We start from the raw sequence: 21,573 nt of genomic DNA, 5'->3' as shown, positions 1-21,573 counted from the left end.
CTTATAGCTTTGTTGAGCAGATATGCGTTTACAATTCTTGTTTTTGCGCTTTTCGTTGATATGGTACAAACGGAATTCGTTTGATAAAAAGCTTAAGCGCTTGTACGTATATGCCTGTGACAACGGTTAACGTCATCGCAGGAAACCTACGCATTACAGACATTAAGTTTTTTCTGTTTATTGCTTGTCCTTTTAGCGCCAGCGTTGCATCGAATAGCTTTTGTTGTTGATGCGAAATATTTTCAATATGTATCAATAACTTATCTTTTTTATCCGATTTTATTGGCTTAGTGTCAACATGTTCTGTCAAATTCGGAGGTGATACTCGCCAGTGATATTGCATCGCTAAGTCCATAAATGGCGACACATGAAAATCTTTTTCTGTCGGCGTTATATTTGCCATATCGACAAGGTAATAATGTCTTTTGTTCCAAGGCGTGTTACTGACTTCCACCAACATGTACAAGCAATTGCCTTGATTTGAATATGCAAAATAGAAATTTGCGGGACTAAAATAAACACCAAAACACCGCACTTGCACCAGCATGATCACTTTATTTATCGAATCATGTCCACCTAAAGTACTAATTTTGTTAACAATACGTTGTTTTAAGTCGCCTGGTTCACCGCGTAAATAATCTTCTTGTTTAAAACGCAAAGGCTTATACCATTGCGTACCAAATAGTTTGCTAAATACAGAAGAGCTATTATCAACGTGGGTCACTTGATCAACATCCAAGCCCAGCATATACAGCGGATAATTGAAATTATGGGCTTTGGGTGAAAAACGGCGGTGTCGAACATTGCCAACAAAAAGCTTACTAATTTGCGTAGGCGTTAGTTTCGATCCTACGTCGCCATTTTCATTACAGGCGGTACTTTTATTACAAGCGCTATTTTCGGCCAACTCTTTATCCATATAGTTTGCTCAAATGCTCTGAAGATTGCAGCTGACAATCAAAGCGTTCGGCAACGTCATTGGCACTGCGTACGCCATCTTCGTGAAATCCGTTATACCAATATGCACCAACAAAATGAGTATGGCGCTGCCCGCAAATGAGTGAACGGTTTTGTTGAGCTTTCATTGAGGTGAGATTGAACATCGGATGATGGTATTCAAATTTTTCGATTATTTTTTCTGGCTTAATATCTTCTTCTTGATTAAGGGTCACACAATAAGTGTTTTTTGCCTGTAAGCCCTGCAAAATATTCATGTTATACGTAACACTTGCAGGCCGGCTTCGATTACTGGTCAACTGGTAATTCCAACTTGCCCATGCTTTTTTGCGTTTCGGTAACAACTTTGTATCTGTGTGCAACACGACACTATTGGCTTGATAAGGAATATCGCCTAACACTTGTTTTTCTTCAGCACTAGCATCACCTAATAACGCTAACGCTTGATCCGAATGGCAGGCAAAAACGACTTCATCAAATTCTAGCTCATCACCATTACCAAAATGTAAGGTTACGCTATTTTCTTGGCGAGTAACCGATTGAATATCGGCATTTAGCGTAATGTTTTCAGCAAAACTTTTGGTTAAAGGAGCTATGTATTGTTTTGAACCACCGGGGATGACATACCACTGAGGTCTGTCTGCAACATTAAGCAGCCCGTGATTATGGAAAAATCGAATAAAGAACTTTAGTTCGAATGCCTCCATCTCTTCGACGGAGCTTGACCATATCGCAGCGCCCATCGGCAAAATATAGTGTTCACAGAAAAAGCGGCTATAGCTGTGCTCAACTAAAAACTCACCAAGTGTTTGCCCATCATCTTTTAGGCCATTTGTGTGTAAGTCTTTGCAGTGGCGATTAAACCGTAGGATTTCAGAAATAAGGTGCCAGAAACGAGGTCTGACGATATTGCGGCGCTGAGCAAATAGCGTATTAAGATTGTGGCCGTTGTATTCAAAGCCAGTTTGTAAATTGTGCACTGAGAAACTCATTTCGGTTTCTTGTTTACCAACGCCAATTTCGTCGAGCAATTGTAAAAATAAAGGATAGGTTTTGTTGTTAAATACGATAAAACCAGTATCGATGGCTAATTGCTCACCTTTGTGGTTAACGTCAATGGTCGCGGTATGTCCGCCAATATAATCGTTCTTTTCAAATACGCTGACTTGATGCTTTTTAGATAACAAGTAAGCGGATGTAAGGCCAGCAATTCCTGAGCCTATCACTGCAATGTGCTTCACTGCTTAATACTCCTTGAATGAGGCTTCTTTTGATGTTCAGCATACTTAGCCGTAATTGCTTTGCTGTTAAGCCCAGCCCACACAAATGATGGTAAACAGGCGATAATTTTCATCAAATAAATAAACCTTTTTGGAAACTCTATTTTGTTTTTTCTTTTACTTAAACCAATAAATATACGTTGAGCCGCTTGTTCAGAAGACATTAAAAATGGCATATCAAAATCGTTTTTGTCGGTTAGTGGCGTTTTAATAAACCCAGGGTGAATCAGCGATACCGATATTTGATATGGCTGCAATTCTAACTGCATGGCTTTTGCGAGGTAGTCTAACCCTGCTTTTGACGCGCCGTAAGCTTGTGCTCTTGGAAATGGCAAATTAGTAACGCTTGAACTCATCAATGCAAGCTGCCCACCTTGAGATATTTTCGGCAATAATGCTGAGATAAGGTGCCCCATCGCAATAAGGTTAACCTTGATTACTCGCTCGAATAGCACGGCATCAAAATTAAATGGGTCATCAATATATTCGCAATCACCTGCGTTAAGTATGGCGATATCAATATCGACCAGCGTTGACGTCGCATTTTGAATTTGCTCACTGTCAGTGATATCAAACGTTAGCGTTGCTAACTGATTGCTGTCGTTTGCTTCTTGATGTTTGCTCACTAAGCGCTTTAACTTATCTGCGCTGCGCCCACAGGCTAGTACTGACATACCAGCTTCGAGGTAGCGCTCAACTAGCGCTTCACCAATACCAGACGTCGCGCCGGTAATGAGGACTCTCACGCGTTTGCTCTTTGCTTAATCAACTTAACAACACTGCCAAGTAGCGGTACGTGTTCGTATATCATGGCGCCAAGATCCAAGTAATCTCGGTGGTAGATGACTTTATCTCGATACCCGCGCAGCTTGGAGTGCCCTTGCACGGTAACGGGTTTGTTTTTGTTAAGTTTTGGATGGCAGTATTCCATGGTCCAATAAATGGCGGCGTCTTGCCCTTTGTAAATGACCTCGTCGACACGAAATGTACAACTCGTTAAGTTTGTGTATAAACTAACGAAATAGTCTTCTAGATTGTCAAAGCCCGATATATGATGCATTGGGTCAATGAACACAACGTCTTTAGCATAAATGTTGCTAAGTAAACCTAGGTTGTCAGTGCCCAATTTTTGATAAGTTTCTATAAACTGCTCTAACCAAAGGGGTAAATGATTTACTTTCAACGGGCTGACAGGTTCCATAATGAGTTAGGTCCAAACGTTACAATCAGTTAATTTACTATAACTTATTGTATAACTTTACAAATGCTGCTTATAAAAAGCGAGCGCCTTTTCTCTCGCTGCTTTGTGCTCAACAATGGCAGGCCAGTAACATTTTAGTCCTGTAGCGCGTATATACTCATGTGGGAAATGAATATATTTGTCAGGTATATCAGCGAGTTCTGGTAAATATTTACGGATAAAATTACCTTGGGGATCAAACTTCTCGCTTTGCGTAATAGGATTAAAAATTCGAAAGTATGGCTGAGCATCACAACCTGTGCCAGCTGACCACTGCCAGCCACCGTTATTGGCAGCAAAATCTAAATCAATCAGTTTTTCGGTGAAGTAAGTTTCCCCTGCTCGCCAATCAACTAATAAGTGCTTAGTTAAAAAGCTTGCGACTATCATTCGCAACCGGTTATGCATCCAGCCAGTTTGATTAAGTTGACGCATCGCCGCATCAACAATTGGGTAACCTGTTTTGCCTTGTTGCCAAGCTTGTAAATACTTTTGATCCGTTTGCCATGGAATATTTTCATACTTCTCGTTGAATACAGTGCCTTTTATTAAGTTTGGGAAGTGAAACAATAGATGGCGATAAAACTCACGCCACACTAATTCGTTTAGCCAGCTAAAGGCAGATGCTGGCTGTTCTGAAAGTATGTCAGGATGCCTTGATAGTAATATGGTTAATAAATATTTGGGGCTTATCGCGCCGATAGCCAAATAAGGGGATAAACCAGAGGTACCTTTTATTGATGGTACATCTCGTTGCTCTTGATATTTGCTTAATTTAGTTTCCATAAACATTGGAATAAGCGTTTGTTCAACTTGAAACGACATCGGCCATTTTTCAGCGCCCGCTTTGAAGTTGTCAGACTCAATTTTGGCTAAAAGGTCTTTCTCCTCGAAAACTAATGACTGAATTGTGGGGTGAGTTTCAATGTTAAAACCGTGTTGACGCAGCCAACTAAGCCATGCCCGTTTAAACGGCGTAAACACGCGAAACATTTGGCCAGATTGATTTAGTATCAGCCCTTTAGGCACCACAACATCACTTTCAAATGTGATAAGTTCAACACCCGCATCTTTTAGCGCAGCATCACGGCGTTGCTCATTAAGCTCTAGCTCTTGATTAACAATAATTTGCTTATGTTCGTTAGCCTTTAAAAAGTCAATTTGATCGTCAAAACTCGCTGCCTCTATCAATTGAAGTTGAATGCCAAGTTCAACAAGTTGATGTTTAAGTAGTAAGGCGTGACGATAAATAAAATCTTTTTTTATTGGCGCTAAATTATGCGCTTGCCACTGTTTAGGAGAGATAAAGAAAATGGCGTCGGTGACGCCATTTTCAATTGCAAAGTTAAGTGCGGGATTATCGGTCAGTCGAAGGTCATTGCGAAACCATAACAACATATAAAATACTCTATCAACAACGGCTATAAATGCTAGAAACACATTATCTGGCGTTCTAGCTTTCAAGGATTAGGCTACAAACTGTACCTAAGTTTTAATTCAGCAGGATGCGGTGATAAATAAAACTGTTTTTGCAGATAGGCTTTAGGGAATCGCATCAAGTGATGTTTTATTAAGGTTAACGGCACGAATAGTGGTACTAAACCTTTTCGGTATTCATCAATTTGGCCAGATAATTCTTGTTTTTCCATCGGAGATAGCTCGTTAGAAAAGTAGCCTTGAATATGTTGTAGCGTATTTGAGTGCTTTTTGCGCGTCGCTTTTGTTTTCAAAGCAGTCATTAAGCCAGTAATGTACTGTTCTGCCATAGTTTCAACGTCAAGATCTGCCCTTGCAAGTAGTTGGCCTAGTTCTTTATAGGCAACTAAGTCATGACTCATTACCGTATACTTAAACTGTGTGTGAAATTCCATCAATTTATGCTTGGTTATTGGCTCTTGAGATAAGCTTTGCCACATGCGATAGGCGTACACACGAGCAACAAAATTCTCGCGAATCACAGCATCATTTAATCGGCCATTTTCTTCACACGGTAATAGTGGATTAGCTTTCATGATCTCTGCGGCAAATACTCCAACACCCGTTGAAACTGAACCCTTACCTGCTTCATCATAAACCTTGACGCGTTCCATGCCGCAACTTGGGCTTTTCGCACAGAAGATAAAACCACTGAAATTTTTTGCTATCTTGGCAATTTTTTTCCCATACTCACTCAGCGCTTCGGTTACATCACCGCTGCCATCAGGTCTTGAAACGTGAATCACGTCATTTTTATTAATTTGGCGAATCGTTGGGCGTGGCACTGGCAAGCCAATAGCAACTTCTGGGCAAATAGGTTGGTATGTCACATACTCACCTAACTCTTCGATACAAAAGTGCGAGGGTTTTGAGCTTGCGTCAAAACGCACATTTTCACCGTGTACACAAGCACTGATGCCAATGGTGATTTTATCCATGCCTGTTAATTGTTGTTTATTCATAGGAATAACCTCTGCCTAGTAAATTAAACTGCCAATTGGATTAAGTAACTTGTTCAAGCCTTGCGTAAAGTGCTGAGCATCATTGGCGACGGTGTAACAAAGGCATCCGTCGTCTGTTATTGGGCTGTGCGTTTTACTGCCATCTAGCATAATAAAGTCGCCAGGGCCATATTCGCCCATATCATCTTTAAAGTGACCTTCTAGCAACAACGTTAATTCAAACCCTTTGTGAGTGTGCTCTGGCACCGAACCACCTGGCTGTATTTGTAATAAGCTGGCGCGAATAGGCTCTTCGTCAAGTGCTAACCTAGCTCTTGCTAAGTTACCTATACTCGTCCATTTACCCATCGCAAGGTTTGTTAATGCTCGTGGAAGCTTGTACTGCGTACCTTGAACGGAAATTGTTTCTTCTCTTGATTCAACAGCAAGATCAATTTCATCATTTTCAGTTATTTCACTGACCATTTGTTCTATCGATAAGCTTGAACAGAACTCTGCAGTCTCAAAAGCGTTATGTTCACTCGTGTGTGATTGTGAACATTCTTCTGAATGAGTAATAGAAACATGCCCGTTTGATGAAAACACACGCTCTGCTTGTTGCTCAGTTAATGCTTCACATTTCGCCTTGCATTTAGGGCACATATCAACGTGAACTGCGACAGCTGCGGCAATTGAAGCGGGTAAATCACCTTCAACAAATTTACCCAACATAATATCGTCTGGGTGATGCTTAATCATGTTGTTCTCCAATATGCTGCTTTAATTTGGCAAGGGCTAAACGCAATCTGGATTTTACCGTGCCAAGGGGAATGTCTAAGTGAACAGCCAACTGTTCTTGTGACATCTCCATAAAGTAAAAGCCTTTAATTACACTTTGTTGGTTCTCTGGTAGCTTGTCGATACACGCGAGCACTTCTTTTGACGCTAGGTGATCTGAGAAAACACTTTTTTCGTCTTCTGCAGCGATACCTTCCACCATAGGCCAGAAGTCGTCGCTAAGATTGTCTTCTTTTTTAGCTTTAATTTTTCGTAACAAATCAAACGTGACGTTACGCATTACGGTGTAAACCCAAGTAGTTGGCGAACCTTTGGAAACGTCGAAGAGGTGTGCCTTGCGCCAGACATTCGTCATGGTTTCTTGGACAACTTCCGACGCTAAGACTTCATTGCCGTACTTACTGGCAGCAATACGCTGTATTTTCGGGGCAAAAAATTTGAAAAGCTCAGTAAACGATTGTCGATCTCTGCGCTCGGCAACGTCGACTAAAAACTGGGCTAAGGTTTGGTGCTCAATTGACTCGTTCATCTGTATAGCTTTAGCGCTTGGTTTAGCACTTTGCAACACAGAGTTGGTACTTTGACCCATATTATTGTTCCAAGACAAGAATTATTAAGAATCACTACGTGCAGCAAGTGACAGGAGATCACTTAAATTATGACGAAGTTTCACTAACGAAGATAGTCGTGAGAAAGTCTACAGCTTCAACAAAACTGTTATCTTGCGAAAAATGCTGTTTATCTGAAAACTCAATAGGTAGCAATTCAAGCCAACGAGCACACACCCAGTTATCGCTGTCAAAGTCAGGACTTGGGTAAAGTTTCTGCAAAGCGATGTGGCTATCAAACAGGCGTTCAAGTTGCGTTTTAAGTAATAAACAACGCTCATTTTCAACTTCTGCCTGCCAATGTGGTTTGGGCAAAATTGTCGCGAGATTTAGTTTGTCTTCTTGCTGGTGAACATCAGCGATATTGACCAAGGATTTACAACGTACCGTGATCAACAACATGCCATCTTCACCGCTATCAAAGTCAACAATATCAACCCAACTGCCCCACTCGCTCAAACGTGTTTTAGCATTGGTTTTGTATTTACTTTTTTGACCATCACGTAGTGTGTGAACAATAACAAAGCCTTGAGTATTTTGACTGTTCTTTACCATGTTAAGGTAGCGCTGTTCAAAGATGCGCAGTTGGGTAATGCCATTAGGCAACAAATAAACAGGCAAAGGAAAAATCGGTAAAATCATTTATAGTCACAAATATTTCTAGTAACAAACTATTCTGTTGTTTATTACTACGTAGCACTCTCGGTTATTGATCAGCCTTGCGGTAATAGCGTATGAAAAGGGATTTTAGTTCAAGTCGACGCGTTGTTTTTAACGAGGAATAGAGAATATATGCTAGTGCATATTTAGCGCGATGTGGCTGTTGAGATATGTGTCTAATTAAAAAACTGAGACATTGAAACAAGGGGTATTAGCGCCTCGATTTCAATGCCCCAGTCTTGTTTGACTCACCCGAGCTCTTGTTTAATTCATCCGAACTGGGTGAGCCTGCAACGGTTATTATTGGTAACAAAGAGTAGAAATAATCACTAGTAATAACCATTTACGACGCCGTTAATTCGTGATCACGGTATCAATAACGTGGATAACGCCGTTTGTCGTGTAAATATCTTTTACTATCACGTTGCTACCGTTAATTTGTAATGTCGTTTGGTTTTGCTCAGCAAGGAACCAAACGCCACCAAGCCCTTGACCAGTTGTATCGCCAGGAGCTGAATCACCGCTGTAGAAATATAGAGGACGACCTAAAAAGCTTGCCTGCATACTTCCGTCATCACGCATTATCGTGCCTACACCTGGAATATCGGATACTAAACCGTCAGTTACCAGCAGTGGTGGCCAGGTTGTCGCACAGTCACCATTACAATTACTACCTGCGCTGCCAAGGTCATTGTTAAATACATACAACGACATTCCTGCCATTGATGACCCCATGCCACCGACTAGTCGCTGATTAGCGGCATCGTATGCAACTTCTTCACTTTCACCACCAGTAAAACTTGCATAATTTACTAAGTTGACTGCCACATTATCACCACCCACCGTTTCAACCATTGCGCCATTGGCAGCAAATGCATCAACAGAGCCAATTTGAGACGACAATACATGTTTGAGTAACACAGCGCTTAACGCATTGGTATCAGTCAGTAATGCGGATAACGCTCCTGATTCAATTTTCGCGAATGCATCGTTTGTTGGTGCAAACACCGTATATGTCGCGTTTTCATCAGCAAGTGTTGACACTAAGTTTGCTGCTGTTAGCGCAGTGACTAAGGTTGAGAAGTTTGCATCAGCGACTGCAACATCAACAATAGACTGTGTTGGTTCACCACGCATAGCAGGCGGTAAAATAACAGAATCGATCACGTGAATAACGCCATTACTTGCCATGACATCGGCAGTGCTGACCACGCTGTCATTAATAAATAAGTCTGAACCTGAAATTGAAAGCGCAGCCATATCGCTATTAGCCATAATAACTTTTTTATCCGCCGACTGTGCAACAGTTAATGCAGCATCACGTTTAATTTCACTACCTGAAATTACGTGATATAGCAAAATATCAGATAAGGTGTCTGGATCAGCCAATAATGCTGAAATGGTAGCATCACCCAATTTTGCAAAAGCTGCATCGCTTGGCGCAAATACCGTAAAATCTGTGTCAGTATCCGCTAATACAGTATCCAGCCCCGTTGCTTGCAGCGCAGTAACTAGTATCGTGAATGAACCTGCACCAACGGCAACCTCGACAATTGAGCCTGGCGGTGTTGGCACCTCAACGTCTCCCACTATTACGGCATCAATGACATGGATAATGCCATTTGTCGTGTAGATGTCTTTCATCACAACATTTGCACCGCCTACCGTCAGCATATCAGTGTCAGGATTAATAAGGATGTCAATCATAGCTTCAGATGCTGTCGTAGCAGATTGTCCGTTTAAGGTATAAGCAGTTACTGAGTCGACGCTGCCTGTAACCACGTGCTGCAGCAAAATACTTGATAAAACATCTGGATTTGCCAATAAGGTGGCGATGACATCACTACCAAGAATTGCAAAGGCATCGTCGGTCGGCGCAAAAACAGTAAATGTCGCACTTTCATCCGCTAACGTTGCATCTAATCCAGTCGCTTGCAGCGCCGCTACTAGTGTCGTAAATGAACCTGCGGCGACTGCGGTGTCCACAATATTTGCCGTTGGCATACCAGGGTCTGACGGGGGCATCAGTACAGCGTCAATTACATGAATAATCCCGTTGTCAGTCACAATGTCGGTTGTTGTTACCGTTGAAGTGTTGACTAATAAATTATCACCACTAAGTGACAAACCAACCTGGTCACCGTTTACCATTTCTACTTTCATTCCGGCACTCGCAATCGCTGCGGCCGCATTAACTTCACTGGCAATGACGTGGTAGGTTAGAATGTCTGATAAGGTATCGGTATCCGCCAGTAAGGCGTTAATGGTATCTTGCCCAAGAAGCTCAAACGCTGCATCTGTGGGTGCAAAAACTGTGAAGCTTGCAGTTGCATCATCTAACGTTTGGTCTAAGCCTGTTGCTTGTAATGCAGCAACTAAGGTTGCGAAGTTACCGTCTGCCACCGCAACATCGACTACGGTGTTTGGCTCTGCAGCTGGAGGTTCAGGGATTACTACATTAGGACGATCGTCATCATCGTCGCACCCCTGCAAAAATAATAGACTGGCAAATGCCGTAATTAATAAAGTTGACGCTTTCAATGTTGTGTCCTCGTTTTTATTAGTGACGACAGGATTACGCCAACGAGCTCACAACAGATTACTTTTTAATCAGATATTTGCTTTATTATTCAAATAATTAAGATATAAAAGAAAAAGAAATCCCCTTAGATTTTGCATCCAAGCGTCTTTATATGTTTTACAAGAAAAAGCAGCTAAAAATTAACGTTTAGTGCCTACTGGCAGCCTCGAACTGGTTGTTGTTTGTCAAAGAATAATGTCAGCTCTGCAACTTCTATCCCAAATTTCTTCATCGAGGTACGATTAAAAACCCGCGATTGATCAACTTGGTACATCCAATCGTCAAGAAAAAACTCATAATCTGTACCGTCAATGGCGAGCTGTAAGTGATACTGCCATTGAAATGCGAAACCTTGGGTCATTCCAGTGGCAGTGCCCGTTACATCTTCAGCAGTTCCTTGATAATTATCGCCGTCTTTCACTAATTGCCAAGTGCGGTAGCTTCGCTCGCCGTCATTAAAATAAAAAGTTTCTACCAGCGTGCCTTTATTGCCCTGCCAACTACCCTCTATTTCAACGCAAAATCGACGAGTTACCTTATTGGTATAGTCTTGCACTAAGCCCCAGGCTGTTACAGAGCCATCAAAATAGGTATCGAGCTCAAACTTTGGCTGCGTAGTATCATAGTCTTTGATGTGATGGCCACACCCTGTAATGAATGAAAAAGTAGCAACGGCAAATAGGGTTTTAGCTATCGTGATTTTCAAGCGGAATTCCTTAGCATTTGATTACAGGTGGTTTTACTAACCGTTGATGATGATTAATTGATGGCTATTAGTTGCCTAGCAATTTTTTACGCAGTTTGGGTTGGCTTGTTTGCGGCGACAACCAAATGCTTGCAAACAATTGGCTAAATGCGGGATCCGCTATTTCCCCCTTAAAAGCTTGATTAAAATAGAATGCCGTCGATTGCCCATCTGTCCACATAGCGAGTTGATCGCCTTTAGTTATGTTAGGCCAGATATTGGCTAAGTCGGCTAGAAAAGGTTGGTACTTTATTGAATCAACACCAAGGTGTTGCCACTGCTCAACAGTTCGCTCGATTAAATCGTCACGGCTGATATCACGCAAGTAGTTTATCTCAAATAAAAACGCTGCGTCTGCTTGGTATTTTCCATCGTAAGTAAACAGCGCGCTATCATAGATGTCCCAAAATAAAACGCTGAACTTTGCTTTACCTACGAGTATAAGCGGTTGCTTTATTTCGGTTAATTGCTGTGGGAAGCTGTTTGCATGCGCAGACATCGCCGAAGCATTAGTAGCTATTGACAACATAGGTAGTAGTCCAATTAATAATATGAATATTTTTTTTCGCATAGCGTTACGCATAGCCTTGTTTTTTTTCAACCGTCAGAGAAATTAGATATGGGAGAAGTAACATCCAGACGATGGATATGGTGGCGACAGTCGCTAGGTAAGAGAATTGGAAATAAACCGCCTCTAAACGCTCTCCAGCAAGATAACTCATCGGAACAACAAACGCCCCGATACAACGGCTGACGGTGACATTTCGACAAATAAGTTTGATGCTGTGATTTAATGTCGCAGCAAACGCTGCCCAAAGAACCAATAGCCAAGCAGGAATAATTAACGACTCTTGCTCAAAACTAAATATGCCTACATGCATTAACGATGAGTCGATAATCAGCCCGATTGCGGCTACTTGAAAAATCAACTGAAACTCTTGTTTGGTATTTGGACAGTTTTTCAAGTGCCATACCAGCCAAATAAAAACGACAGGTATAAAATAGTTACCCCAAAAGATAAGACCAAACCAGCACACATTAAATAACAAGGCGTTAAGTATCATAATCAATTATGCCTTTCACTTAGGCATTACAAAAAGGTGTTGAACCTTAGCGCATAAAAAGCAGGCGCGTTAGAGCACGACGTTAGTTGTATGTGTATCTACGTGGAAAATTTGTATCGGGTTTACAAAATCTCAGTTTTGTATGGCTAATGAGCTGCTAGTAGATGATTTTTACTGCTCTCTAGATGAGTTAAAGCAATAGGGCTAACTAGACTAAACCATGCTAGGCTGAGCAATTAGCACTTGGGCCTACATAGTTATAATTTGATAAAAGAAAGGTGTTAAATGAAGAGTACTCAAAGTAGGTAATAATCGAAGTGACTTTGCACTTTTATACTGAGTGTCTACTGAGTGATTTACGAAACAAATACTTACGTGACAAGCCGATCTAGCACTAGAATGCAGCGACAAATATCAGACCATTGAAAAAAGCTTACACTAAAAATCTAATCACTCAGAAGCGCTTGTCATTAACTCATTGTGTTAACTGACCATGTTAACACAATGAGTTAACAGCCTTAGCTAACGCGCTGGCTCCTGAGTAAATATCGACGATGCTGGCTAGTCCATATCGTCAATGGCGATGCCAACTAAGTATAAATCCGTTGCTTCTTCTTCGATGCGAACGACTTTGCCTTTCACGTCTAATGCTTGAACTGACGCATTTGCCGATTCGATTTTCGCTTTAACACGAGTGCCCATTTCAAGCGGATGACTCATTTCAATTGCCATGCCTGTTGCACTTAAATCGCGACACGTCGCCACAAATTCACTGTTAATTTCGTCATCGATAATAGTGACCTTCACTTCACTATTAAGTAGCATGCGATAAAAATTGCGCTTATCGTCAAAATTAACCATTGGTTCTCCCTTTTATTCGAAATAAATTCTGTAAATATTCGAAGTTGCAGTTTAGTTATACTTGTTAATGATAATAGCTGTCAATTTAGCTATTGTCAGATTCTATTGATTTGAGGTGATTTTCTATTCGTTTCACTGATATTGGGTAAGCCGTTCCTAAGTTTTGGGCAAACAAACTTACCCGTAATTCTTCAATCATCCAACGACATTCGATAAAGCTTGGAGCAAGCGGCTGGTCTTTACGTTGCTTAGCTATCAGCGCTTCCAACGCCTTACTAACCTTTTCAACTTCCAACATTTTTAGTCGATCTTGATTAGGATCGATAGGCATTTTTTCCATGCGGCGCAATATGCCATTCAAATAACGTATTAAATCGTCCAGCTTATCAATGCCAGATGTGGTGACAAACCCTTTAAAAATAAGCTTATCTAACTGATCTTTCACATCGCCATGGTTTTGAATCATGTTAAGTGGCACTGAGCCCTTGAGCTTCTTTCGTATGTCGTGATGCAGATTCAGCGCGCGCTCTAATTTAATAGCGGCAGTTAACACATGATCAGCAATTTCCGCTCGAACAATATCACGTAGTTCATTAAATTGTTGTTGTGAGCGAGGAATCTTGTGCTGCTTAATCAAATACCCTGCTGTTGCTTGAATACAATCTTGCAGTAAATCGGCAATTGAACCAAATGGATTGAAGTACAGGCCAAGTTTGGCTTTATTTGGCAGCTTTTCTTGCAAATATTTTATCGGCGACGGTATGTTAATTAATACCAATCGAGTCACCCCTAACAACATGGCTTGCTCGGCACTGCTTTGTTGTTCGAATAACTCAATAGCAACGTAAGATTTCTTATCAATGAGCGCGGGAAAGGCTTTAACGGTAATATTCGCCATTTTCTTTTCGTAACCCGTCGGTAGGTCGCCAAAATCCCATTCGGTTAAGTTAGACTGCTCAATTCCCTTCTCTGCCACTTGTTTTATTGTTGATTTCACTTTTCCTTGCAATGCTTGCTGTAATTCAACCAGATCACGCCCCTGCTTAATCAATTTGCCTTTATCACTGACCACCTTAAAGTTCATGGTTAAATGCGTAGGCAGTTGAACTTGCTCCCAAACATCTTCAGGTAGACGCACGCCAGTCATGCGCAGTAATTGTTTTGCTAATGAATCTGCGAAACTTATCTGATTTTTTGGCATATTGGCATCCATATTCGCCAAACTTGCTTGTGCGTAATTGGGCGCAGGTACAAAGTTTCGTCTTAGCGTTTTAGGTAACGCCTTGATCATGGCAATTGCCAGTTCTTCACGCAGCGCCGGAATTAACCAATCAAACCCGACCGCTTGAACCTGATTTAAAATACCAATTGGAATGTGCACCGAAATACCATCATCTTCTTCGCCCGGCGAAAAGTGGTAAGTGAGCGGCATGATAAGGTTGTCTTGCTGCCAAACATCAGGGTACTGTGTTTTAGAGACTTTGCTTTCGTCTTCCTGTAATAAAAACGCTTTGGTAAAGTTCAGTAATTTGGCGTTATCACGTTCCGCTTTTTTCCACCAAGACAAGAAACTACGCTGACAAATAACCTCTTGTGGAATACGCGCTTGGTAGAATTCAAACATGAGTTGCTCGTCAATCAAAAAGCCTTTGGTACGGGCTTTTTGCTCGAGCGTTTCAATTTCTCCAACGAGCTTTTGGTTTGCCGCTAAGAACTTCGCTTTGATGGTGCTATCACCATTAACTAACGCTTCCCGAATAAAAATTTCATGGCAAGTGTCGGGCTCTATTTGGTTAAACACTACTTTGCGTTTTGGCACGATGACCAAACCATAAAGTGATACTTGCTCATAGGCCATAACAGCCCCTTGTTTTTTCTCCCAGTGCGGTTCGCTATAACTGCGCTTAATCAAGTGGTCAGCCATAGATTCAAGCCAAGTCGGGTCAATTTTCGCCACCATGCGACCAAACAAACGACTGGTTTCGACTAGCTCGGCTGCCATTAGCCATTTAGGTGGCTTTTTCGCAAGTGGTGAGCCTGGGAATATATAAAACTTACTGCCTCGCGCCCCTTTAAATTCGCGATTTTCGTCTAACTGGCCGATGTGGCTTAACAGCCCTGAAAGCAGCGCTTGATGGACTATCGCCATTTGGCTCTCGTCTTCTTCATCAATGCTGCTTAGCGAAACATTCATTTCAGCAATTGTTTGTTTTAGCTGAGCTATGATGTCTTGCCACTCGCGAATACGAATATAGGAAAGGTATTCTTTCTGACACAGTTTACGAAACTGGTTATTTGATAGTGCCTGCTGCTGCGCCTGTACATAACGCCATAAATTTAATAACGATTTATAATCAGACTGTTTGTCTTTAAAACGGCTGTGCTTTTCGTCAGCAGCTTGCTGTTTTTCATGAGGACGTTCGCGCGGGTCTTGAATACTCAGTGCACTTACAATAACAAACACTTGCTCTAAACAGCCAAGTTCAATACCGGTAAGCACCATTTTTGCCAAACGCGGATCGATAGGGAAACGTCCTAATTGTTGGCCCGTTTTGGTTAACTTGCGTTGACTAGCCCCTTTGGGCGCAGGTGAAATAGCCGCTAACTCTTCTAACAAACGCACACCGTCATTGATATTGCGATTGTCAGGTGCTTGTACAAATGGGAAGTCTTGAATATCACCTAAATCAAGCGACAACATTTGTAAAATAACCATTGCTAGGTTTGTACGAAGTATTTCTGGATCAGTAAATTCATCCCTTGAAAGGAAATCATCTTCTGAATAAAGGCGTATACATACACCTGCCGATACACGACCACAACGACCAGCGCGCTGATTTGCACTGGCCTGCGATATCGGCTCAATCGGTAATCGTTGTACTTTGGTTCGATAGCTATATCGAGAAATACGGGCAGTACCAGGGTCAATCACATACTTTATGCCTGGCACAGTTAAGCTGGTTTCAGCAACGTTAGTCGCTAACACAATATTTCGTCCGGCATGGGATTGAAATATTTTGTTTTGCTCTGCGACCGTTAATCGCGCATAAAGTGGCAGTACGTTGGTATTGCGATAATTTTGTTTTTCTAGTGCAGCGGCAGTATCTCGTATTTCTCGTTCGCCATTGAGAAATATGAGTATGTCGCCGTTACTCAATGTTGAGACTTCATCAACGGCTTCTGTAATGCCTGAAATCACATCAATTGACTCATCACCCCTTACAAGTGGTCTGTAGCGCATTTCTACTGGGTAAGTACGACCAGATACACTAATAATTGGAGCATTATTAAAGTGTTTAGAAAAACGCTCAGGATCTATGGTAGCTGAGGTAATGATCACTTTAAGATCAGGGCGCTTAGGCAATATTTGTTTTAGATAGCCCAGAATAAAATCAATATTTAGGCTTCGCTCGTGTGCTTCATCGATGATGATCGTATCGTACTGGCGCAATAAGCGATCTTGCTGCATTTCCGCAAGTAGAATACCATCGGTCATCAGCTTAACGTAGCTATCGTCACTGACTTGATCGTTAAACCTCACCTTATAACCGATGGCTTTACCAAGCTCAGAGCCAACCTCTTCCGCAATTCGACTTGCCACAGTTCTGGCCGCTATACGACGTGGCTGGGTGTGACCAATAATGCCTTCGACACCTCGACCTAAGGCCATACATATTTTGGGGATCTGAGTAGTTTTACCTGAACCTGTTTCACCGGCAATAATAACCACTTGATTGTGTACAATTGCTTCTGCAATTTCATCAACGGACTCAGAAACAGGTAAACCTTTGGCATAACTAATCTTTGGCCTGTTCGCTATTTTGTTTTGCTTACTGGCAATCGATTTTTCAATTGCATGCGAGATTTTTTCTAGCGCTTTTTCTCGTTTACTCACATCTTTGATTTTCTTGGTACCAAAAATGCGTTTTTTTAGTCTGCCCTTGTCGGCAAGTTTTACAAGGTCAAGTTGAGTCAGTAGCTGACTGTGCAGTTGAGACGTTGATTGGTTAGGTGATTTTTGATTCGGTGATGACTGACTGGGCGTCGAGTGATTATTGCTGGTCATTAATCTGAATTGCTGAGTTTGAATTGTATTTGTTGTGCAAAGCTAAGTATTTGCTTAGCGTTTAGTTGGCCACTTTAGACTAACACTAAGTTAAATTAGTCAATGGCGTTCGGCGCGTTTTATATCGAATTGTTTACTGGGAAGCGATAGTACCAAAGTATGCGCTAAATTGCTTTAGTAACCTGAAACAGAAACAAAATTAGTACATGGCATAAAAAACGGGAACTTGGTTCCCGCTTATATGATTTAGCTTACGTTTTGTTTTTCAAATAGCTTTTTGACTTATCTTTATACCTTTACTGTTTGTGCCTTTAGCTGGCAGCGTAGATAACCCTAAGATGGCGATCTACCGCCTGTAATACATCATTACGGCTTATCGTACCAAGCAAAATGCCATCGTCGTCAACTACAGGGTAAATTTTAGGTTTTTCATCAAGCATTTGCTGAGCAAGTTCGACCACACTGCCATAAGGTTTTACCGATAGCACATCACATTGCATGATATCGGCAACGTTGGCAATATGCTCTCGATGATAGCTTGATGCCAGCATATTCTTGAGCAAGTCGCTTTCAGATAAATAACCAATTAACTTTTTAGTCTCATCAACTACAGGCCCACCAAGCTGTTTGGTTTTTAATAACCTAAACGATGCTTCTTCGATCACCATATCTGGAGTGAATGTCACGGGGTAATGGTTCATATATTCTTTTATTTGTACTGATTCCATAACTGACCTTCTTTGCGTAATTACTTCCTAGTTTCACTTTAACTTTAGACATAAATTCTCAAGATTTCATACCATTATCAGAAGATTTTTATTCATCTTTAAAAATAGCAACTTTTGCTTGCTCGCCATGCTTACGACTTGCTCGGTACATACCTTTACTATTAAATGGCATGGCAATATTACCATTGCGATCAATCGCAATAACACCGCCATTACCGCCCGCCTTTACCAACACTTTATTGACCACGGTATCTGAGGCTTGTTTAAGGCTTACCCCTTGATATTGCATTCGCGCGCATATATCAGCGGCAACGTGATAGCGAATAAAGTACTCACCGTGCCCTGTTGCTGATACGGCACAGCTCGCATTATTGGCATAAGTGCCAGCACCAATAATTGGCGCATCACCTACTCTACCGTAACGTTTAGCGGTCATACCGCCAGTACTAGTGCCAGCGACCAAATCACCATACTTATCCAAAGCGACAGCACCGACAGTGCCAAATTTATACTCAGCATCTAATACGTGGTGAGCAGCTTGAAAGTCTTTAAGCTCTTGCTCTTTTTCTGCTAACTTTTGTTTCGCCCTAATCAAAGCTTTGTATCTGTGCTCTGTGTCGAAATAGCTGTTTTCAACCATCATTAGGTTTTGTGATTTAGCAAATTGCTCTGCCCCTTCTCCTGATAACATAACGTGAACTGACTTTTCCATTACTGCTTGTGCTAACGCTATTGGACTTTTCACCGTTTTCACACCAGCAACCGCGCCAGCATTAAGAGTTCTGCCATGCATAATAGATGCGTCAAGTTCGTGCGTTTCATCAAATGTGTAAACCGCGCCCTTACCAGCGTTGAACAAAGGCGAATCTTCAAGAATTTGAATGGCAACAATAACGGCTTGCTGGCTTGTTTTACCTTGCGCTAATAATTCGTAACCTTTGTTAACCGCAGCGGATAAAGCAGCATTATATTGAGCACGCTTTTGAGGCGTCAATTTTGACTTGTCGATAGTGCCCGCACCACCGTGAATGGCAATTGCTATCGGTTTTTCTGCGTAGGCGTGAGCTGTTGGCACAGCGCTCAAGCTAGCGGCTAAAAGAAAGCATTTAGCCAACCTGCCGTATGCGTTTGAGGCGTTATTCTTATTGCCAGTGCTAGCGTAAGTATTAGCCGTTATTCTTTGATTAACTGGTTTATTGGCTTGCCTATTCGTTTGCATAATTATTCCTAAATAATGCATCATCACAGTGTGTACGTTAGTTATCAGGTTTTACACCTAATAATCTAACTTCACAAGCTCCGGTATCCTACGGTTTAGTTATATTTAACTTATCGCATGATTTACTTAGCGACATGATTTAGTTAATGTTGAGTGGTCTTACCTGATGATTTCGAACTTTAAATAAAACAAAACAAGTCATCTTTAACTTTACAACAATTAAAACAGACTTATGAATCAGCAACTTGTTACCACCCGTATTGAAGAAAATATCGCGATTGTGACGTTGAACCGCCCAGATAAACACAATGCTTTGAACGTTGAAATGTTCAAGGCTATTCGCACAACAATAAAAACACTCAAGAAAAACTTAGCGATTCGAGCGGTTATTGTGCAAGGTGAAGGTGTTGATTTCTGTACAGGGCTTGATGTTAAGTCGGTGATGAGCACAGCCAAAAACTTCGTGACCTTGTTGTTTAAGTGGCGCCCAGGTAGCGCTAACCTTGCACAATACGTATCAACTGGTTGGCAAGAAATCACTGTACCCGTAATTATGGTATTGCACGGCAGAGTATGGGGTGGTGGTTTACAAATAGCACTCGGTGGTGACTTTAGAATTGCACACCCAGAAGCTATTTTATCGGTTATGGAAGCTCGTTGGGGCTTGGTTCCTGATATGGGCGGTACGCTTGCGCTAAAAGAGCACCTACCAACCGATAAAGCTAAATTACTAGCAATGACGGGGCGAGAAATTACCGCCAAGCAAGCACAAAAACTAAATTTGATCACTAAAGTCAGTGATGTGCCATTTGAAGCAGCGATGACACTGGCTAGAGAAATTAGTCAGCAATCGCCCGATGCGGTTGCTGCAGTTAAGAAGCTATACAAAAACGCGTGGTGGCATAGCAAAGCGTTTGCGCTTGCTAGAGAGTCTTGGTACCAAATTAAGATTATCGCGGGCAAAAACCAGCGAATAAAAACCTACAACCAAATGAACCCGAACAGTGAAAAACCGTTTAAAATACGCGGTAAATGGTAATGTTAAAAAAGTTAACTCTTACTGTGCTTTTTCCCTATTTAACCACAGGTTTAGATCAAAAATAGCCGCTAGAAGCACATTGGTTATTCAGAGCTGAGGTTAATTATTCAACTTAAACATTAGGTTGTTTTTAACGGCTAGCCACTCTGTATTAGTAATAGAGAAAACAACTGTGTCACGATAAGAGCCATCGGCCATCTTTTGGTGGTTTCGTAGCACCCCATCTTGCTTTGCTCCCAAGCGCGCAATGGCGTTGCGTGACTTTAGGTTATGCCAATGAGTTCTAAACTCAACAGCTATCACATTTAAATGCTCAAACGCATGAGTTAGCAACAACAGTTTACACTCAGTGTTTACTGAGGTGCGTTGATAGCTTTTTGCATACCAAGTGAAGCCAATTTCAAGTCGTCTGTTAACTTTATCTGCATTACAAAACCGTGTCGTGCCGATAATTTTTTGAGTGTGTTTTTCAATGACGACAAAAGGCAGCGAAAGTCCTTTTTCCTGTTGAGCGAGTGCTTGGGTAATATAATCACTAATAGTTGCTTTGTTTGGTACCGAAGTAAACCAAAGCTCCCATAGATTACCATCTGATGCAGCGTCCAGTAGCGCATCTTTATGTTCAAAACCAAGCGGCGCAAGTACTACGCTTTTACACGTTAGAGTCGTTGTTTCTAGCATATTAAACCTCCTTGTTATTCTTATTCAAAATTCGGCAACTTGAATGCAGTTTTACTTAATAAGCATTTAGCATGCTTTTTTCGAACTGATGAACATGCTGTTCATACGTTTCATCGCCTAACTTCTGCTTCAATTTATCAATTTCTAAATTTACGTTGTTAATCGTTAACGTATTGTCGTCAAGCTCGTAAACTTGCTTAAGTGTTTGGTAATAAAACGCGAGTATAACAAGTGTATTTTCATCACCTTCAGCTTGTGCCGCTTTGATTTTAGCAAGTTTACGATAGATAGCGTTGTGCACTTGTTTGAGTTGCCAAACATAGTAAATATCTTTTAAAAACTCATGCTTTTTTATACTGTTGATTAACATCGCCATGGTGACAAGCGCTAGAATAACGCCACCTAAGTTGTAACGAAAATTGCTTTGCGTTTCAGGGTCAACGATTGGCGCCGCGAATAACGCGATAAATAGGCTACCAAAAATAAGTGCCAACAAGGCAAACGCAATAACAAAAGCGATGGTGAATTGATTTAGCTTTTTACGGTAATCAGTTTTGTTTACAGATTGGATTTTCATAGTGCTTAATAAATAATTCTCAATGAATAGTTCTTAATAATAGTTTTCAAAA

Annotated in this window: 20 protein-coding genes; 1 reads left to right on the top strand and 19 read right to left on the bottom strand. The window is 41.4% G+C overall.

The annotated features are described in order from the left end of the window. Positions 1-28: 28 nt before the first annotated feature. The 17 genes from DXX94_RS01680 to DXX94_RS01600 form a co-directional block, all read right to left on the bottom strand. Positions 29-919 carry a DUF1365 domain-containing protein gene (locus tag DXX94_RS01680; protein ID WP_116013452.1) on the bottom strand — a complete coding sequence of 297 codons (891 nt, stop codon included), beginning with the start codon at positions 917-919 and terminating at the stop codon, positions 29-31. Continuing rightward, complete coding sequence (locus tag DXX94_RS01675; protein WP_116013450.1) at positions 912-2,198, bottom strand: NAD(P)/FAD-dependent oxidoreductase; 1,287 nt, start codon at positions 2,196-2,198, stop codon at positions 912-914. The genes DXX94_RS01680 and DXX94_RS01675 overlap by 8 nt, the downstream gene beginning before the upstream one ends. Further along, positions 2,195-2,983 (bottom strand): SDR family NAD(P)-dependent oxidoreductase, encoded by a 789-nt coding sequence (locus tag DXX94_RS01670; RefSeq protein WP_116013449.1) that lies wholly within the window; start codon positions 2,981-2,983, stop codon positions 2,195-2,197. Before DXX94_RS01670 ends, DXX94_RS01675 begins: the two co-directional genes overlap by 4 nt. After that, entirely contained in the window at positions 2,980-3,438 is a 459-nt protein-coding gene (locus tag DXX94_RS01665; RefSeq protein ID WP_116000229.1) for a nuclear transport factor 2 family protein, read from the bottom strand. The genes DXX94_RS01670 and DXX94_RS01665 overlap by 4 nt, the downstream gene beginning before the upstream one ends. A 57-nt stretch (positions 3,439-3,495) precedes the next feature. Further along, the gene (phrB, locus tag DXX94_RS01660) at positions 3,496-4,875 is read right to left on the bottom strand and encodes a deoxyribodipyrimidine photo-lyase (protein ID WP_116018229.1); all 1,380 of its coding nucleotides are present in this window, start codon (positions 4,873-4,875) and stop codon (positions 3,496-3,498) included. 74 nt (positions 4,876-4,949) lie between these two features. Continuing rightward, positions 4,950-5,915 carry a YbgA family protein gene (locus DXX94_RS01655; protein WP_258872068.1) on the bottom strand — a complete coding sequence of 322 codons (966 nt, stop codon included), beginning with the start codon at positions 5,913-5,915 and terminating at the stop codon, positions 4,950-4,952. A 15-nt stretch (positions 5,916-5,930) separates the two neighbouring features. Further along, the gene (locus DXX94_RS01650; RefSeq protein WP_116013447.1) at positions 5,931-6,653 is read right to left on the bottom strand and encodes a ChrR family anti-sigma-E factor; all 723 of its coding nucleotides are present in this window, start codon (positions 6,651-6,653) and stop codon (positions 5,931-5,933) included. Then, on the bottom strand, positions 6,646-7,281 hold the full coding sequence (locus DXX94_RS01645) for a sigma-70 family RNA polymerase sigma factor (protein WP_116000226.1): 636 nt from the start codon (positions 7,279-7,281) through the stop codon (positions 6,646-6,648). The genes DXX94_RS01650 and DXX94_RS01645 overlap by 8 nt, the downstream gene beginning before the upstream one ends. A 67-nt stretch (positions 7,282-7,348) precedes the next feature. After that, positions 7,349-7,942 (bottom strand): LON peptidase substrate-binding domain-containing protein, encoded by a 594-nt coding sequence (locus DXX94_RS01640; RefSeq protein WP_116013445.1) that lies wholly within the window; start codon positions 7,940-7,942, stop codon positions 7,349-7,351. Between the two features lie 372 nt (positions 7,943-8,314). Beyond that, the gene (locus DXX94_RS01635; protein WP_116013444.1) at positions 8,315-10,501 is read right to left on the bottom strand and encodes a fasciclin domain-containing protein; all 2,187 of its coding nucleotides are present in this window, start codon (positions 10,499-10,501) and stop codon (positions 8,315-8,317) included. 194 nt (positions 10,502-10,695) lie between these two features. Further along, entirely contained in the window at positions 10,696-11,247 is a 552-nt protein-coding gene (locus DXX94_RS01630) for a DUF3833 domain-containing protein (RefSeq protein ID WP_258872067.1), read from the bottom strand. A 67-nt stretch (positions 11,248-11,314) separates the two neighbouring features. Further along, positions 11,315-11,815 (bottom strand): chalcone isomerase family protein, encoded by a 501-nt coding sequence (locus DXX94_RS01625; RefSeq protein ID WP_181901458.1) that lies wholly within the window; start codon positions 11,813-11,815, stop codon positions 11,315-11,317. Between the two features lie 46 nt (positions 11,816-11,861). After that, positions 11,862-12,350: a DUF2878 domain-containing protein gene (locus tag DXX94_RS01620; protein WP_116013441.1), complete on the bottom strand. Its 489-nt coding sequence runs from the start codon at positions 12,348-12,350 to the stop codon at positions 11,862-11,864. A 561-nt stretch (positions 12,351-12,911) separates the two neighbouring features. Then, positions 12,912-13,211: a PilZ domain-containing protein gene (locus DXX94_RS01615; RefSeq protein WP_116000221.1), complete on the bottom strand. Its 300-nt coding sequence runs from the start codon at positions 13,209-13,211 to the stop codon at positions 12,912-12,914. 85 nt (positions 13,212-13,296) lie between these two features. Beyond that, on the bottom strand, positions 13,297-17,277 hold the full coding sequence (gene hrpA, locus DXX94_RS01610; protein ID WP_116013439.1) for an ATP-dependent RNA helicase HrpA: 3,981 nt from the start codon (positions 17,275-17,277) through the stop codon (positions 13,297-13,299). Positions 17,278-17,588: 311 nt separating this feature from the next. Next, on the bottom strand, positions 17,589-18,005 hold the full coding sequence (locus DXX94_RS01605; RefSeq protein ID WP_116000220.1) for a CBS domain-containing protein: 417 nt from the start codon (positions 18,003-18,005) through the stop codon (positions 17,589-17,591). A gap of 88 nt (positions 18,006-18,093) precedes the next feature. Continuing rightward, positions 18,094-19,119, bottom strand: coding sequence for an isoaspartyl peptidase/L-asparaginase family protein (locus DXX94_RS01600; protein ID WP_116018223.1), 1,026 nt, complete (start codon positions 19,117-19,119; stop codon positions 18,094-18,096). Between the two features lie 337 nt (positions 19,120-19,456). On the opposite strand from DXX94_RS01600, the gene DXX94_RS01595 reads away from it, so the two are divergent. After that, the gene (locus DXX94_RS01595) at positions 19,457-20,263 is read left to right on the top strand and encodes a crotonase/enoyl-CoA hydratase family protein (RefSeq protein WP_116013438.1); all 807 of its coding nucleotides are present in this window, start codon (positions 19,457-19,459) and stop codon (positions 20,261-20,263) included. A 99-nt stretch (positions 20,264-20,362) separates the two neighbouring features. Here the strand turns inward: DXX94_RS01595 and DXX94_RS01590 are convergent, their stop codons facing one another. Together DXX94_RS01590 and DXX94_RS01585 are read right to left on the bottom strand one after the other, a co-directional pair. Then, entirely contained in the window at positions 20,363-20,944 is a 582-nt protein-coding gene (locus tag DXX94_RS01590; protein ID WP_116013436.1) for a GNAT family N-acetyltransferase, read from the bottom strand. A gap of 55 nt (positions 20,945-20,999) precedes the next feature. Further along, positions 21,000-21,521 (bottom strand): DUF3087 family protein, encoded by a 522-nt coding sequence (locus DXX94_RS01585; protein ID WP_116013434.1) that lies wholly within the window; start codon positions 21,519-21,521, stop codon positions 21,000-21,002. Positions 21,522-21,573: the final 52 nt, after the last annotated feature.

This window comes from Thalassotalea euphylliae, assembly GCF_003390375.1.
In the GTDB taxonomy this organism is placed as follows: domain Bacteria; phylum Pseudomonadota; class Gammaproteobacteria; order Enterobacterales; family Alteromonadaceae; genus Thalassotalea_F; species Thalassotalea_F euphylliae_A.
This window is presented reverse-complemented; position numbering and strand designations above follow the sequence as displayed.